The 15652-nt window shown below is 73.6% G+C and carries 15 protein-coding genes and 1 pseudogene; 5 read left to right on the forward strand and 11 right to left on the reverse strand.

The annotated features are described in order from the left end of the window. Positions 1-61: 61 nt before the first annotated feature. Positions 62-1936, reverse strand: coding sequence for a transketolase (locus tag J3486_RS07520; RefSeq protein ID WP_207819323.1), 1875 nt, complete (start codon positions 1934-1936; stop codon positions 62-64). Continuing rightward, positions 1933-3312, reverse strand: a complete 1380-nt coding sequence (locus J3486_RS07525; RefSeq protein WP_207819324.1) for an NAD(P)/FAD-dependent oxidoreductase — start codon at positions 3310-3312, stop codon at positions 1933-1935. Before J3486_RS07525 ends, J3486_RS07520 begins: the two co-directional genes overlap by 4 nt. A gap of 113 nt (positions 3313-3425) precedes the next feature. Between J3486_RS07525 and J3486_RS07530 the strand changes: the two genes are divergently transcribed. Next, positions 3426-3941 carry a hypothetical protein gene (locus J3486_RS07530; protein ID WP_207819326.1) on the forward strand — a complete coding sequence of 172 codons (516 nt, stop codon included), beginning with the start codon at positions 3426-3428 and terminating at the stop codon, positions 3939-3941. A 2-nt stretch (positions 3942-3943) separates the two neighbouring features. Here J3486_RS07530 and J3486_RS07535 read toward each other — a convergent pair whose 3' ends face one another. Continuing rightward, positions 3944-4273 (reverse strand): phage holin family protein, encoded by a 330-nt coding sequence (locus J3486_RS07535; RefSeq protein ID WP_207819328.1) that lies wholly within the window; start codon positions 4271-4273, stop codon positions 3944-3946. Positions 4274-4345: 72 nt separating this feature from the next. On the opposite strand from J3486_RS07535, the gene J3486_RS07540 reads away from it, so the two are divergent. From J3486_RS07540 to J3486_RS07550, 3 genes are all read left to right on the forward strand, one after another. Next, entirely contained in the window at positions 4346-4780 is a 435-nt protein-coding gene (locus tag J3486_RS07540) for a carboxymuconolactone decarboxylase family protein (protein ID WP_207819330.1), read from the forward strand. A 112-nt stretch (positions 4781-4892) separates the two neighbouring features. Continuing rightward, positions 4893-5252, forward strand: a complete 360-nt coding sequence (locus tag J3486_RS07545; protein WP_207819331.1) for a VOC family protein — start codon at positions 4893-4895, stop codon at positions 5250-5252. Between the two features lie 51 nt (positions 5253-5303). Beyond that, complete coding sequence (locus J3486_RS07550; protein WP_307804751.1) at positions 5304-6035, forward strand: GntR family transcriptional regulator; 732 nt, start codon at positions 5304-5306, stop codon at positions 6033-6035. Positions 6036-6106: 71 nt separating this feature from the next. Here the strand turns inward: J3486_RS07550 and J3486_RS07555 are convergent, their stop codons facing one another. Both J3486_RS07555 and J3486_RS43935 read right to left on the reverse strand, forming a co-directional pair. Beyond that, on the reverse strand, positions 6107-8101 hold the full coding sequence (locus J3486_RS07555; RefSeq protein WP_207819333.1) for a DUF5107 domain-containing protein: 1995 nt from the start codon (positions 8099-8101) through the stop codon (positions 6107-6109). 173 nt (positions 8102-8274) lie between these two features. After that, positions 8275-8718: pseudogene (locus tag J3486_RS43935) on the reverse strand (arginase family protein); the annotation flags it as partial. A 68-nt stretch (positions 8719-8786) separates the two neighbouring features. On the opposite strand from J3486_RS43935, the gene J3486_RS07560 reads away from it, so the two are divergent. Beyond that, positions 8787-9128, forward strand: coding sequence for a DUF6204 family protein (locus tag J3486_RS07560; protein WP_207819334.1), 342 nt, complete (start codon positions 8787-8789; stop codon positions 9126-9128). Here J3486_RS07560 and J3486_RS07565 read toward each other — a convergent pair. The 6 genes from J3486_RS07565 to J3486_RS07590 form a co-directional block, all read right to left on the reverse strand. Then, complete coding sequence (locus tag J3486_RS07565; RefSeq protein WP_207819336.1) at positions 9106-9654, reverse strand: GNAT family N-acetyltransferase; 549 nt, start codon at positions 9652-9654, stop codon at positions 9106-9108. The two genes, J3486_RS07560 and J3486_RS07565, sit on opposite strands and share 23 nt — an antisense overlap. Positions 9655-9675: 21 nt before the next feature. Beyond that, complete coding sequence (locus tag J3486_RS07570; protein WP_307804723.1) at positions 9676-10008, reverse strand: hypothetical protein; 333 nt, start codon at positions 10006-10008, stop codon at positions 9676-9678. After that, positions 10005-10247 carry a LapA family protein gene (locus tag J3486_RS07575; RefSeq protein WP_207819338.1) on the reverse strand — a complete coding sequence of 81 codons (243 nt, stop codon included), beginning with the start codon at positions 10245-10247 and terminating at the stop codon, positions 10005-10007. Before J3486_RS07575 ends, J3486_RS07570 begins: the two co-directional genes overlap by 4 nt. 130 nt (positions 10248-10377) lie before the next feature. Next, positions 10378-12096: a CocE/NonD family hydrolase gene (locus tag J3486_RS07580; RefSeq protein WP_229377738.1), complete on the reverse strand. Its 1719-nt coding sequence runs from the start codon at positions 12094-12096 to the stop codon at positions 10378-10380. A gap of 450 nt (positions 12097-12546) precedes the next feature. Further along, positions 12547-13476 carry an LD-carboxypeptidase gene (locus J3486_RS07585; protein ID WP_207819340.1) on the reverse strand — a complete coding sequence of 310 codons (930 nt, stop codon included), beginning with the start codon at positions 13474-13476 and terminating at the stop codon, positions 12547-12549. Beyond that, positions 13473-15629, reverse strand: coding sequence for an LpqB family beta-propeller domain-containing protein (locus tag J3486_RS07590; protein WP_207819341.1), 2157 nt, complete (start codon positions 15627-15629; stop codon positions 13473-13475). The genes J3486_RS07585 and J3486_RS07590 overlap by 4 nt, the downstream gene beginning before the upstream one ends. Between the last annotated feature and the right edge of the window lie 23 nt (positions 15630-15652).

Genomic DNA, 15652 nt, shown 5'->3' on the forward strand with positions numbered 1-15652 from the left:
CCGGGTGCCCGAGCCTCGGCCATGTACGCCCCTCGGATGCCTGGGGAGCCGGGCGACCCCCTCAGGGAGCCACCTGATGTTCCACCAGCAGTCCGACCGCCGCCGAGATGGACGCCGCGTCGATCCCGGCGCCGCGCAGCTGCTCCTCCGGTGAACCGGACCCCGGCATCACGCGGACGCCGAGCCGCACGAGGCGCGGGGCGGGGCTGCCGTCGGCGAAGATCTCCGCGACGGCGTCCCCGAGGCCGCCCTCCTCGCGGTGGTCCTCGACGGTGATCAGGCACCGGGTGGCCCGCGCGGCGTCGCGCAGGGTCACCCGGTCCACGGGCTTCACCGAGTACGCGTCGATCACCCGTACCGGAATGCCGGCCGCGGCCAGTTCGTCGGCGGCGACGAGCGCCTCGTGGACGGTCACCCCGGCGGCGACGAGCGTGACCCGGTCGCCGTCCCCGGAGCGCAGCACCTTGCTGCCGCCCACCGGGAACTCCTCGTCGGGCGGGTAGATGACCGGCGAGGTCCCGCGCGACGTGCGCAGGTAGCGGACGCCGGTCAGGTCGGCCATCGTCCCGACCAGACGGGCCGTCTGATTGGCGTCGCACGGGTACAGCACCGTCGAGCCGTGCACGGCCCGGAACATCGCCAGGTCCTCCAGGCCCATCTGCGAGGGCCCGTCCTGCCCGATGGCGACGCCCGCGTGCGAGCCGACCAGATTGATCCCGGCGCCGCTGACCGCGGCCATCCGTACGAAGTCGTGGGCGCGGGTCAGGAACGCCCCGAACGTCGACGCGTAGGGCACCCAGCCGCGGGTCGCGAGTCCCACACCGGCCGCGACGAGCTGCTGCTCGGCGATGTAGCACTCGAAGTACCGGTCGGGGTGCTCCTTGGCGAAGAACTCGGCGCGGGTCGAGTCGCCGACCTCGCCGTCGAGGGCGACGACGTCTCCGCGGGCGGAGCCGAGCGCGGCGAGGGCCTCGCCGAACGCGTCGCGGGTCGCGACCTCGTCGCCCACCGGGTAGCGCGGCAGGTCGAGGCGTCCGCTGCGCACGGCGTGCAACAGCCGTGCGGCGGGCGGCTGTTGCACGGTGACGCGCACGCCCCGGTCGCCGCCGAGCTCCTCGATCGCGGCGGCCGCGTCGGGCAGCGGCTTGCCGTGCAGGCCCTCGCGGTCCTGGACGGAGTTCACGCCCTTGCCCTTGAGGGTGCGGGCGATGATCGCGGTGGGCTGTCCGACGGTGGAGCGGGCCTCGGCGTACGCCCGGTCGATCGCGGTGACGTCGTGTCCGTCGATCTCCACGGTGTGCCAGTCGAACGCCCGGAAGCGGCGCGCGTACGCGTCGAGGTCGTGGCCGTGCCGGGTGGGTCCGCGCTGTCCCAGCCGGTTGACGTCGACGATCACGGTGAGGTTGTCGAGGTGTTCGTGCCCGGCGTGCTCGGCGGCCTCCCACACGGAGCCCTCGGCGAGTTCGCTGTCGCCGCAGAGCACGTACACGCGGTAGCCGATGCGGTCGAGGCGCTTGCCGGACAGGGCGATACCGACGCCGATCGGCAGGCCCTGGCCGAGGGAGCCGGTGGCGGTCTCCACCCAGGGCAGCCGCTGCGGCGTCGGATGGCCTTCGAGGCGGCTGCCGAGGGAGCGGAAGGTGAGCAGTTCGCTGTCCTCGATGGCGCCGGCCGCCTTGTACGTCGCGTACAGCAGCGGGGACGCGTGTCCCTTGGAGAGGATGAAGCGGTCGTTGCCGGGGTGGGCGGGGCGTTCGAAGTCGTAGCGGAAGTGGCGGGCCACGAGCACGGCCATCAGGTCGGCCGCGGACATGGACGAGGTGGGGTGCCCGGACCCGGCGGCGTCGGCCGCACGGACCGAGTCGACCCTCAACTGCTGGGCCAGGGCGGTCAGTTCGGCGGTGTCGGGGGCGGGCGCGGGCGAGGACGTGGTCACGGGGTTCCTCCGGTTCCTGCGTCGGGCGGGTCGGTGGTGTCGTCGGGCATCCGCGCCAGTTCGGGCGAGGCCGTGTCCAAGGGCACGGACCAGGACCGTACGAGGCCCAACTGGACGGCCTGGCGCGGCAGTACGGCGTCCAGGAGCCAGTCCGCGGCGACCCGGACGCGGTTGCCGGGCATCGCGGCGAGGTGGTAGCCGCGGGTCACGGCGCCCGCGAGCGGTCCGGACAGCGGGACGCCGAGCGGATTGGCGGCGGCCTTGACGCCGCCGAGGTCGACGGTGAAGCCGAGGTCCTTGTGCCGGTAGCTGCGGCGCTCGCCGCGCCCGATCGAGGCGGCGACGTTGATCCCGGCGATCCGCCCCTGCCGCCAGGCGTGCTGGGCGGTCATCGGCGTGCTGTGCCTTTCCGGGGGACCACCCCCGGACCCCCCGTGGCCCGGCTTCTCCAGGTCGGGCACGGCGGCCGCGTCGCCGCACGCGAACACCTCGGGGTGCCCCGGCACGTTCAGATACGGGTCGACGAGCAGTCGGCCGCGCTCCAGCGGGCGGCCGAGCGAGGAGACGAGCGGATCGGGCCGCACGCCCACGCACCACACCAGGGTCCTGGTGTCGACGAACTCCCCGTCGTCGAGCAGCACCCCGTCCTTGGTCGCCTCCTTCACGGAGGTGCCGGTGCGCACCGCGACGCCGCGTTCGCGCAGCACGCGGTGGGCGGTGCGCGACAGGTGCTCGTCGAGTTCGGGCAGCACGCGCGGGGCGATGTCGAGCAGCAGCCAGCGCGGCCGGATCCCGAACCGCAGCGGCTGCTTGCGCACCAGCGCGTCGGTCAGCAGCTGTCCCTGCGCGGCGACCTCGGTCCCGGTGTACCCGGCGCCGACCACGACGAACGTGCAGCGGGCCCGGCCGGCGGCCGGGTCGCGCTCGGCGGCGGCCAGCTCGATCTGCCGGGTCACGTGATCGCGCAGATAGAGCGCCTCGGGCATGCCGCGGAAGCCGTGCGCGTGCTCGGCGACCCCGGGCACCGGCAGCAGTTTGTTGACGCTGCCGACGGCGAGCACGAGCCGGTCGTACTCCAGGACGCCGCGACCGCCCTCCGGATCGGCGTACGAGACGGTCCGCGCGTCGAGATCGACGCCGTCGGCCTCGCCGAGGACGAGCCGGGCGTGCGGCAGCGTCCCCGACAGCGAGACGGTGACGCGGCGCGGCTCCAGGGTTCCAGCGGCGACCTGGGGCAGCAGGGGCAGATAGAGGAAGTAGTCGGTGGGGTTGAGCAGGGTGACCTCGGCCGATCGCCGGGCCACCCGGGCCAGGGTGCGGGCGGCCCGGTACCCGGCGAACCCGGCACCGACGATCAGGACGCGCGTTCGGCTCACGGTTCTCCTCCGGTTCTCCGCCTGAGGCACGTGCGACGGACCTGTCGCGTCCCCGTGCCGGGCACCGCCAAACGTGCGCGACAGCGACGGGCCGTGCCGCCTACGCTCCGGCCATGACGGTCGACGTACTGCTGATCGGCGGCCGCTCCGGCGCCGGGAAGTCCTCGGTGGGATGGGAAGTCGCGGCGCTGCTGCGCGCCGCCGACCTGGCCCACGCGTACATCGAGGGCGACTTCCTGGACGCGGCCCACCCCGCGGACCCGTCCTTCGCCGGGCGCAATCTGGCCGCGCTGTGGGACACCTATCGCTCCGCGGGACTGCGCCGCCTCGTCTACACGAACACCGCGAGCGTGCTGGCGAGTGAGGCCGGGCTGTTCACGGCTGCGCTCGCCCCGGGTCCGGTGCGGATCGTCCGGGTCCTGCTGACGGCGTCCGACGCGACGGTACGGACCCGGCTCCGGGCCCGTGAGCAGGGCTCCGAGCTCGAACAGCAGCTGCGCCGCAGCGCGACGATGGCGGGGCGCCTGGAGGCGGGGGTCCCGGCGGGCACGGTGCGGATCGCGACGGACGCGCGGACGGTGCCGCAGGTGGCCCGCACGGTCCTGGACGCGACCGGCTGGGCCGCCTGACGTCAGGTCCCCGGCGGCGGTGTGGGCGGCATCGGGGGTGCCTGCGGCAGCCGCGGCCCCTGGGGCTTCGCGGCCTCGCGCAGCACGTACGCCGCCACGGCCAGCAGCGCCGCGACGATCAGCGCGGCGCCCCAGCTCGGCATGGCCAGGGCGAGCACGAGGCCCAGCGCCACCGCGGCCGCCGCCCCCGCGTACAGGGCCGAAAGGGCCGATCCGGCATACAGGGCCGCGGTCCGGCGCCGCTTGTGCACGGCGCCGCGCATCTCCTCCCGCACCGCGTCACGGACGGCCCGTGTCACTTCATCGGTGAGTCGTTGATCCAAGCGTTCCATGGCGCGCGGGTACCCTGCCCGCGCACCTCGTAACGGCACGGAACCGCCCCCTACCCCCATGGAAGAGGCCCCGTGAGCACCGAGACCCCCGAACCCGAGCCGGCCGCGCTGACCCGGCAGGAGCGCTTCGAGCGCGGCCTGGAGACCCTGAACCGGGTCAACGGCGACAGCAGCAGCCGGGTGCTCGACTCCCTCGCCGACGTGAACCCCGAGCTCGCGCACCAGATCGTCGCGTGGGGCTTCGGCGAGATCTACAGCCGCCCCGCGCTGCCGCCGCGCGACCGCCAGCTCGTCACCCTGGGCATCCTGACCGCCCTGGGCGGCTGCGAGGCACAGCTGGAAGTGCACGTCCACACCGCGCTCAACGTCGGCCTCACCCCCGAGGAGATCGTCGAGTCGCTGCTGCACGCGGCCGGGTACGCCGGTTTCCCGCGTGCCCTGAACGCCACCTTCGTCGCCAAGAAGGTCTTCGGCGAACGCGGACTGCTGCCCGTACGGCAGGAGTGAGCGCGTCGGTCAAGGAGGCATCCGGCAGCGGGAGTCGGTAGCGGCGGCGGCCGCAATCATGAAATCGTGAAAGCCCGAGAGAGCCGGTCAGGAAGGTGGCACGGGCCGCGTCATGGAGATCCTTGGCACCACGCTGCGCATCTGCGTCGAGGACCTGGAGTCCTCCGTCACGTTCTACGAGCACCTCACGGGCAGCAGAGCGCTGCGCTTCGAGCGCGGCGGGGTGTCGGTGGCCGCCGTCGGCTGCTTCCTGCTCATGAGCGGCCCCGCCGCGGAGCTGGAGGTGCTGCGCAAGGTGTCCGCCACCATCGCCGTGCCGGACGTCGAGGAGGCGCACGCGCTGCTCACCGCTGCCGGCGCGAAGGTCCTGGCGGGCCCGGTCCCGACCCCCGCGGGGCGGAACCTGATCGCGCTGCACCCCGACGGCTCCGTCTTCGAGTACGTGGACCGGCAGGCGCCCGCCGCGGAGTGAGAGGGCCGCCCGTCCGACGTATCCTCACCCGGAGCGCGACGGGTGAGGACGGTGCAGGTGACGGCGAGCGGCAACGGCACGGCCGAGGGACGGACGGCACGGCCGTCCCTGAGCGCACAGGCGCGCGAGGCGCTGCGGCAGCGCATCGTCGACCGCCGCTATCCGATGGGCGCGCGGCTCGTGGAGCGCGAAGTCGCCCAGGAGCTGGAGATGTCCCGGATCCCGGTGCGTGAGGCGCTGCGGGCGCTGGTCGCCGAGGGTCTGCTCGAACTGCTGCCGCACAGCGGGGTCCGGGTGCGGAACCTGGAGCGGGACGACGTACGGCAGCTGTACGAGGTGTGGGAACCCCTCGCCGTGCAGGCGTCGCGGCTCGCGGCCCGCGCGGTGACGGACGCGGCGCCCGCGCGGCCGCCGGGGCTCGACGCGCTGCGCGCCTGTCTGGAGCGGGCCGAGCGGGCGGCCGCCGACGACGAGGCGGCCCACGAGGTGGCCGCGCACACGGCGTTCCACGAGGAGGTCGTGGCACTGGCCGGCAATCCGCTGCTGTCGCGCACGATGGAGCAGCTGAGCGGGCAGTTGCAGCTCCTGTTCGGCATGCGTGCGGAGCCCGCACACATGCGGGCCCAGCACGCGGACATGTTCCGGCACATCGCCGCGGGCGACGTGGAGTCGGCGGCGGCGAGCACCCTGCTGCACGTGCGGGACAGCCGTGCGGTGGCGGTCAAGTCGCTGTTCGGCGACGAGGACGAGGCGGCGGGACCCGCCGCGTCGTCCTGGCGCTGAGAACCCGCGTCTGAACCCCTGTCGTCCGCCCGAAGGGCGGGCGCAGCGGGCGTCGGGGCGCAACCGGGGGTTCAGACACAGATATCTCGGCCCGGCGGCCGCATCCGGAAGTCGTGGCGGGCGGGCAGCGGCTCGTCCGGCGCGATCGCGGCCCACAGGTCGCTGATGACCTCGGCGCCCTCGCGCAGGTCGGCGACCTCGAACCCGGCGTCGTACACGGCCCGCGCCCCCGCCATGTCGCCCTCGGCGTAGCGAAGTTGGGCCTCGATCAGGCGGAACCTGCCGCGTTCCCTGGTGGCCGGGTGCAGCCGGTCCCACACCGATCGGGCCGCCTGGACGCGCCCCACCGCGAGCAGCGCGGCGATCGCCTCCCGGCCCAGGGCGGCGGTGGCGGCGACCCAGATCTCCCCGTCGTCCCGGCGCTCCTCGCACAGGTCGTCGAAGGCGGCCGCGTACCGGTCGGCGGCGCGCTCGGGGTGGTGGTCCGCCGCGTCCGCCACGGCCAGGCAGCGCAGCAACGGCCAGACGGACGGGGCGAGTTCGAGGCCCCGCTCCCAGCTGCGCACGGCTTGCGCCCGGTCTCCGGCGTGCCACTGGGCGACGCCGAGGTGGTACTCGGACAGCGGGCGGGCCGGTGCCGTCTCCAGCATGTCGCGCCAGGCGGGGGCGGTGAGGCTCGGTCCGGGCGGGCCGACCCTGCGCGGCTCGGGGAAGGCGCCGCTGTCCAGGAGTTCGCGCCAAGGCGCCTGCTCCTCGCCGAGCGTCGACTCGTCGAAGGGTGTGCCCGCCAACTTGCCTCCGGTGCGTAGCAGTTCGAGCGCGCCCCAGCCGGATCCGACGGCCAGCCGCTCGCCGGGTTCGGTGTCGGCGCACTCCCGGCGCCAGACCTCGTACGCGGCGTCGACGTCGGCCCGTGGCAGGGCTTCCTGGAGGCGGCGCTCGACCTCGCCGGTGACGGCGGCCCAGGCTCCCGCCGAGTGAGTCGAGTGAACCGTTTCCGCGGATGCGGCGAGCGGCCCGTACGCCTCCAGCCAGCTGAACTCGCCCTCCGCTTCGAGGCGTACGTGTTCCAGCTGGGTGCGGGCGAGCCCGGCCTGGATCTCCGCGTACCCGCCGGTGCCCGGCTCGGTCAGCCACTCCTGCCAGCGCCGTCCGCCCGGTCCGCTGCCCCACACGAACAGCTTGCGGCCGCGCAGCAGGTCGGTGGAGGTCTGCACGAGCCCGTGCCCGGCGTCGTCGAGGGCCGCGATCCAGCGGCGCCGCGCGTCGGGGACCTCGTAGAAGTAGTCGGCGGGGAAGGTGCTCCCCAGCGGGTAGGTGCGGTCCGCGCCCTCGTGCTCGGGCACCGGCACGGTGCGCAGGGTGCGCTCGTACCCGAAGTGCCAGGCCTCGTCGGCGGGGGCGATCACCCGCCGGTCCTCGGGGACGGCGATGTTCGACCACCAGTAGACGGGCGCGGGCTTCTCGTGCGGGTTGCGTATCCGCACACCCACGTACAGGAAGTCGGACTCCTCGGGCAGCCACAGGTCGACCTGGAACGGCAGGTCGCGCAGCCGCTCCCACTCCCACAGGCGCAGCATCTCGCCCCCGTCGGGGGCGGGGACGCGGGCGGCGTGCACGGGCGCGCAGGACAGGGTGGTGTGGCCGGTGGCGCCGATGTTCCATTCGATGCCGCCGGAGAACCAGGCGCCGTTCAGCGCGAAGTTCGCGGGCTGGAACACCGGGTTGCGGTACAGGAGTTCGCGCTCGCTCGGCTTGTGGAAGAGCGAGGCGATCCGGCCGCCGAGGCCGGGCAGCACGGTCACCCGGAGTCGTTCGTTCTCGATGACGAGGGCGTCGAGGTCGACCGGCTCCCGGGCCCGCCCGTACCCGTCGAGGATCCGCTCGGGCAGCACGCTGCGCAGTGGCCGGTAGCCGACCTGACGGGCCATGTCGAGCGGCAGGCCCTTGCGGGTCTGCTCGTCGAGCTCGTGCACCTCGTCGAGGGGCCGCAGCGGCGGCAGCGGGTTCGCGGGGCCCACCGGAGCGCCCGGCAGGGTCAGCACCTCACGGCGGATCTCGGTCATGGGGGAGCCTCCCGTCGCCAGGGGGCGCCGCCCGCCCCGATGACCATGGAACATGGTCATCGGCGAGCTGGCCAGGGGCCTCCCCGGTCAGGATTGCGCAAAGGCCGCCACGATCAGATCGGTCAGCAGGGCGCCCGCCGTCCCGTCGGGATCGAGAAGAGGCACCCGGAACCCGCCGGCTCCTCGCCGCCCGCGGCGCCGACCCGGTCCGAGTTCCCCGGGTGCCGGAAGTCGGCGGACGCTCCCCCACTGCCTGAAGGGCGTGGGAGGTACCCCCTACGGCGGCGAGACCGTACCGCCCGGCGCGGCGCAGCGCGAGCGCGGCGCCGAGCTGGACGGAGCAGCCACCGCCCAGCACCAGCGCGAACTCCCCCGCCCGCACGTGCCGTTCGATACGGTCGGCGAGCTTCACGGTGTACGCGGCGAGCGCGGCGGTGCCGGTCGCCCCGGGCGTGGCGGGGCGGGACGACGACTCCGCCCTCGACGGCGCGGAGTCCGCGCACGATCCCGTTCTCGCGCAGCGCGCGGGCCAGCTTGCAGCAGCCGGGCACGGTGCCAGGGGGCGGCGGGCGAAGGCCCAGGTCGCAAGGGGCGTCGAGGGCGACGATATTCCGTATGCGGTCCCTCCTCTTCGACGTACTCTGACCCTTTCCACAGGCAGTACGCACGAGGAGCGAGCCCCAGCATGGCCGAGAGCCACACCTACCGCGTGATCGTCCGCGGCACCTTCGACGCCCTCGCCGAGGAGACCCGGCAGCGGCTGCTCGCCGAGGTCGCCGAGCACGAGGGCATCGCGGGCATGCATTTCGGGCCCGAGGGCTCCCTCGCGTACGACCGCACGCTCAAGCACTTCTCGATGCGGTACGTCGTCGCGTCCGACCCCGACGACGGTGACGAGATGGCGGGCGCGCTGGCCGAGGAGCGGGCCGAGGCGTATCTGAAGGAGCGCGGCTACGGGCACACCGGGCTGCGCTCGACGGTGACCGACATGGACACCATGAAGATCAACCGGAAGTCGCGGGGCTGACCATCTCCGCGGTGAGCGCCCAGCGCTCGTGATCGCGCCAGGCACCGTCGATGAAGAGGAAGTCCGGCGAGAACCCTTCGAGCCGGAATCCGGCGCGGCGGGCCAGCGCGATCGACGCGGTGTTCTTCGGCTGCGCGTTGATCTCCAGCCGGTGCAGTCCGAGGGGTCCGAACGCGTACCGGATCACGAGGCCGAGCCCCTCGGACATCAGGCCGCGCCCGGCGGCGTGCGCGAAGGCGCCGTAGCCGAGGGCGCCGCAGCGGAAGCCGCCCTGCACCACGTTGTTGATGTTGATGAATCCGGCGAGGGCGCCACTGTCCCGCTCGCACACCAGGAAGCCGTGCTTGGTCGGGTCCTCGATCAGCCGGGCCGCGTACTGCGTGTACGCGTCGGCGCGGTCGGGCGGGAAGAGCCAGGGCCGGTGCAGCTCCCGGCTCTCGCGCGAGCGCGCCGTGAACTCGTCGGCGTCGGAGAGCTGGTACGGGCGGATACCCACGCGGGGTCCCTCGGCAACGTAGTCGACCATCGGGTCACCCTACGAGACGGGTCAGCCGGCGGCCGCCTTCGGGCACGTCTCGCCGTTCTTGACGACGCCGACGCGCACACCCTCGTCGCCGATCGCCTGGCCGACGGCCGGGTACTGGGTGCAGACCTTCCAGCTCAGCGGCCACAGCACATGCCGGTGCTGACCGCTGATGTCCTTGACCTCGACCCTGGTGCGGTAGTCGACCGTCGAGAAGACGTGCATCAGGCCGCGGCCGCGCAGCTCGGGCATCGACGGGGCGTCGGCCGCGACCGCGGCCCCCGCCGAGACGGTGAGGGCCAGGGCGGCCCCCGCGGTCACGGTCATCACGCGTCGTCGCACGGCTCGTGCCGTCACTTGCGCCTCCTGGCCACGAAGTAGCCGCCGCAGATGGCGCCGATCGCCGCGGTGAGCAGCAGGGCCACGTACAACGGCATGGACACCTCGGGAATCAGCAGGCGGATCTTCACCTGCCGGGTGTTCTCGAAGATGAAGATCAACAGGAGGACGAAGAGGGCCAGGACCGCGATCCTGGCCGGCGTGAACGCACTGGAGCCCCCGCTCTTCGCGGTGCTCGCCGTGTCCTTCGGACTCATCGATGGACCCTTCCGTCGTACCCCCGGAGGCCGTCGCCGCCTCCCCGCCCAGCATGTGCGGGGAGGCGGCGATCTCGCACCGGCCGAGGGCCCGTACGGGTGACGGACCGGGACGGACCGTCACGGAGCGCTACTTCACGACGGGCAGCCGCACCGTTCCCGTGTCGCCGGGCGCGCTGGTGACGGTGACGGGCTTGATGCCCTTGTTGCCGCCGTACGCGTCGTCGCTCGCCGCGATCACGAACCGGATGCGGTGCCCCTTCTCGTAGCGGTGCACGATGCCGGGGAGCGTGACGGTGAAGGGCCGGGTGACGTCGGGCACCCGGACCGGGGCGACCAGCCGGTGCACCAGCGTCTTGGACCCGTCGGGCGCGACGTCGTAGATCTTGGCGAACAGGACGAGCTTGTCGGCGGCGTCGCCCGAGTTCTGCACGCGCTCGGTCTTCGGCGAGATCACCTTGAGGGTGGCCCGCGGGGAGCCGACCACGTCGGTGGTCCCGGTGAGCGGGTCGGTGGTCCAGTCGAGGTAGGTGCCCTTGATGTCGTACGGGGCCGGGTCGGGCAGGCCGATGGTGCCGGCCAGGGAGGACTCGGAGTGGCTGGTGGGCACGAGCCAGTTGCGGTACTCGCGGCTGCCGCGGGCGACCTTCTTGCGGTGGTCGACGAGCTTCCCGTCGCCGGAGAGGTAGAACGTGCGCGTCAGGGCGGGGACGCCGGAGGCGGTGGCGTAGGTCCCGTCGGGGTCGCCGACCCAGTCGCGGTAGTAGGCGAAGGCGGGTCCGGTGTCGACGCTCTTGTGGTGCCGCAGATACCGGTCGAACCAGGCGAGGATCCGGCGTCCGGTGTAGCTGGTCTCCAAGTTGCCCTGGGAGAGGTTGAGTTCACCGCTGGCCGGGTCGGTGATGCCGCCGCTGTGCCCCCACGACTGCCAGATCATCTTCGCCGTCGTGCCCTGAGCGCGCAGGGTGTCGTAGGTGGCGGTGGACTCGTTCAGATTGAACAGGCTGTCCGTCTGCCCCTGGACCAGCAGGGTCGGGGCCTTCACCGTCTTCAGGTACGAGACCGGGGAGACGCTGCGCGCGTAGGAGAGCAGGGCGGCGGTCTTGTCGGCGGGGTAGCTGCCGGAGTTGAGGGTGCGGATGGTCTCGCAGGCGTCGTCGACGAAGTGCAGGCAGGTCAGCTTGTTGATGCGGGACGGGTCGAGGGACGGCGACAGCAGCGGCTGTCCCTCGCCGATCAGGTAGAACCCGTTGGTCCACTGCCACTTGAAGACGCCGGGGACGGAGCGGTCGGCGGCGTTCTGCGGGTCGAGGGAGTAGGCGAGGTCGTTCCAGGTGATCATCGGGACGAGCGCGTCGACGCGGTGGTCGACGGAGGCCGTCGCCAGTTGGATGGCGCCGCCGTAGGACCCGCCGATCATGCCGACCCGCGGATCGCCCTTCTTGTCGGTCGTCACGTAGTCGACGGTGGTGCCGTCGTCGGCGGCGCGCGTGCCGGCCAGGAAGTCGACGAGGGCGGAGGCCGCCCTGCCGTCGATGCGCGGGTCGTCGAGGGAGATCAGGCATCCCGACTTGCCGAACCCGAGCCCGGAGTAGGCGAGTCCGACGTATCCGCGCTGGGCGAAGGCCTTGGCGGTGGCGCCGGTGCTGTCGGACTTGTTCCCGCCGAAGCCGTTGGTGGTCAGCACGGCCGGGGCGGGGTGCTGCGCGTCGGCCCCGGCCGGGCGGTAGAGGTCGGCGTCCACCGTGCAGGTGCGGTCCCCTGTGTCGACGGTGAACTTCAGCGCCGTGACGGTGTACTGACCGTCCGTCGGGGTCGTGGCGTGGGCGGGTGCGGTGCCCGCCGCCATCGCCGCGGTGGCGATGGCGGCGGTCAGCAGGGCGGCGGCTCGGGATCTGTGCACGGTGACGGCCTCCACGGCAACGTTTTACCGACCAGTAAGTTTGCGCGCGGAGCCATGGTGTGACGCGTGTCAGTTGAGGGTCAATGGGCGTGCGGGGTGTTTTTCTGTGAAGGGGGTGCGAGCGCGAGTGCGGGTGCGGGTGCGGGTGCGGGTGCGGGTGCGGGTGCGGGTGCGGGTGCGGGTGCGGGTGCGGGTGCGGGTGCGGGTGCGGGTGCGGGTGCGTGGGGCCGGTCGCGCAGTTCCCCGCGCCCCTGAAGGTGCGCCGTTCGTGCGCCGGCCCCAGGGGAAGGCTGCGCGCAGCGCATGCCTTCGGGGGCGCGGGGAACTGCGCGACCGGCCACACACCACCCGCACCCGGCGACACACCCCGACCCGGCAGACGCGAGACCGACGCGCTCAGCTCAACGCCGGCTCGTCCAAGGTCAGCACACCGGCCCCCGCGTCCAGTCGACCGGCCACTCCGAGCGGCAAGGTCAACGCCCCCTCACCGTGCCCGAACCCGAAGTCGTCCACCACCGGCACGCCGAGCCCGCCGAGCCGGTCCGCCAGCAGCGCCCCGAGGTCGGGGTCGTCGCACTCCGCCCAGGAGCCGAGCAGAACGCCCGCGACACCCTCGAACCAGCCGCCGCGCAGCAGTTGCGTCAGATACCGGTCGAGGCGGTACGTCTCCTCGCCGACGTCCTCCAGGCACAGCAGCCCGCCCCGCGCGGAGCGCCGCGCGAACGGCGTCCCCAGATCCGCGGCGAGCAGCGACAGACACCCGCCGAGCGTGACCCCACGGGCGACGCCGGGCACGAGAACGCGGCCGCCGCCCGGCGCGGCGATGGTGCGCACCGTCTCCGGTTCGAAGAGCGTCGCCCTCAAGTGCCCCTGCGCACGCGCGTTCTTGAGGAAATCGGCGGCCGCGACCATCGGCCCGTGCAGCGTGCTCACCCCGAGCCGGACCGCGAACGCCTCGTGCAGCGCGGTGATGTCGCTGTACCCCACGAACACCTTGGGCCGCGCGGCCCGCATCGCCGTCCAGTCGAGCAGGTCGACCATCCGCTGGGCGCCGTACCCGCCGCGCGCGCAGAGCACGGCGGCCACGTCCGGATCGCACCAGGCCCGCTGGAGGTCGGCGGCGCGGTCGGCGTCGGCCCCCGCCAGGTAGCCGAACTCCCCGTGCACGTCCAGCACATGGGGCGCCACGACCGGCTCCAGGTCCCAGCCGCGCAGGATGTCCAGGCCGGCCTGGAGCCGCTCCTCGGGGACGGGCCCGCTGGGCGCGACGACGGCGACGCGCGCGCCCGGGGCGAGCCGCTCCGGCCGGATCAGGGACTCTGTCACTTGTCGAGCTCCAGGGCCGGGATGCCGGTGGGATGCAGGCCGAACACCTGCGCGTACAGGGAGAGTTCGGCCTCCAGGGCGCGGATCATGGTGTCGGCGCGCCGGAACCCGTGCCCCTCCCCCTCGAAGGTGATGTACGCGTGCGGGACGCGTCGCCCCTCGCTCTCCATGCGGGCCAGGAACCGCTCGCACTGGACGGGCGGGCAGATCACGTCGTCGAGCCCCTGGAGCAGCAGGAAGGGGGCGGTGAGGCGGTCGGCGTGCTCGGACGGTGAGCGCTCCGCGTACCGCGCGGGCACCTCGGCGAGCGGGCCGACCAGGGACTCCAGGTACTGGGACTCGAAGTCGTGGGTCTCGCCCTCGGCCCAGCCGGTGAGGTCCAGGATCGGATAGATGATGGTGCCGCAGGCGTAGACGTCGGTGCTGGTCAGCGAGGCCGCGCTGGTCCAGCCGCCCGCGCTGCCGCCGCGGATGGCGAGCCGGGCCCCGTCGGCGGTGCCCTCGGCGGCGAGGGCGAGGGCGACGGCCGCGCAGTCCTCGACGTCCACCACGCCCCACTGCTCGCGCAGCCGGTTGCGGTACTCCCGCCCGTACCCCGTCGAGCCGCCGTAGTTGACCTCGGCGACGCCGATGCCGCGCGAGGTGAAGTAGGCGATCTCCAGGTCGAGCACGAGCGGCACGTGGCTGGTGGGGCCGCCGTGCGCCCACACGACGTACGGCGGGAGTTCGTCGTCGGGCGCCCGGTGGGTGGGGTGGTGCGGCGGGTAGATGTGGGCGTGGATGTCCCGTCCTTCGGGGCCTTCGAAGGTGCGGATCTGCGGCTCGGGGTAGTACACCGGGTCGACGGGGTCGGTGTGCGCGGAGCCGATCACGCGGGTGCGTCCGGTGCTGGTGTCCAGCTCGACGACCTCGTGCCCGGTGCGCGGGCTGGCGGCGACGCCGACGACACGGGTGCCGTGCACGGCGAGCGTCCCCGACCAGGCGGTCCAGGGCCCTGCGGTGTCGACGACCTCGCCGGTCTCCGGGTCGAGGATGCCGAGGCAGGTGGCGCCCGCGCCGTGCACGACGGCGATCAGGCCGCCGTCGAGGGGCTGGAACCAGGTGAGCCCGATCTTCCACAGCGGCCCGCCGAACTCCTCCTCGCGGGGGCACAGCGGCCGGGGCTCGGCGAGCGTCGGCACGGCGAAGGGGCCCTGCGGGGTGGTGGGCACGGACAGGGCGGTGGCCACCCGGACGTCCGTGCCGTCCGCCGCCCCGCCCTCGGCGGGCGGGACCTCCCACCCGCCGCGCACGTCCAGCCGGTACAGGTTCCACCAGCCGCTGCGGTCGCCGGCGAACAGCAGTGTGCCGTCGGACGCCCATTCCACCTGGCAGACGGACTCCTCGGTCCCGCCCGCGACGGGCTGCGGCCGGCCGAACGTGCCGTCCTCGTCGACCTCCGCGAGCAGCAGTTCCGTACCGTCCCACGGCATCCGCGGGTGGTCCCAGGCGAGCCACGCGGCGCGCCGCCCGTCGGGCGAGAGACGGGGTCCTGTGACGAACCGGTGGGCGTCGTCGCTCAGTTCGCGGACGGCGCCGCGGTCCTCGGCGGCCGATCCGTCGAGCGGCACGGCAGCGATCACCCGCCGCACCTGGCTCGGGCCCTCCCCGGTGAACTCCTCCAGGACGCACCAGACTTCGCCGCGCTCCAGGTGGAGCTGCGGGTCGACCCAGCGCAGGCCGCCGCCGACGGCGGACACGGGGGTGAGCGGGCGCGGTGCCCGCTCGGGGGCGGCGGGCTCGTACACGTACAGACGCTGGTCGGCGAAGTGCGCGAAGACGAGCAGCGGTCCCTCGGGCCGGTCGGCGGCGGCCCAGGGGCGGCCGCCGTACTCGATGACGCGGCTGCGCACGTTCCACGGCTCGGGCAGCACGGACTCCTCCGTGCCGTCGGGCCTGCGCCGCACCAGGGCCCGGCGGCCGCCCTCGGTGGGCCGCGGCTCGGTCCACCAGGCCTCGTCGCCGACGAAGCCGACGTACTCGGGCTGTCCGTCGTGCGCGGCCGCCAGCGCGGCGTCGATCGGCGACGGCCAGGAGCCGTACGCCTGGGTCTGCACCATGTCGTCCCCGCCCCCCATGTTCTCCGAGGCCCCCATGTTCTTCGCGTCCGCCATGTTTTCCTAGTCCGTGTTCCTGT

The sequence above is a fragment of the Streptomyces sp. VRA16 Mangrove soil genome (genome assembly GCF_017377775.1).
Taxonomy (GTDB): Bacteria; Actinomycetota; Actinomycetes; order Streptomycetales; family Streptomycetaceae; genus Streptomyces.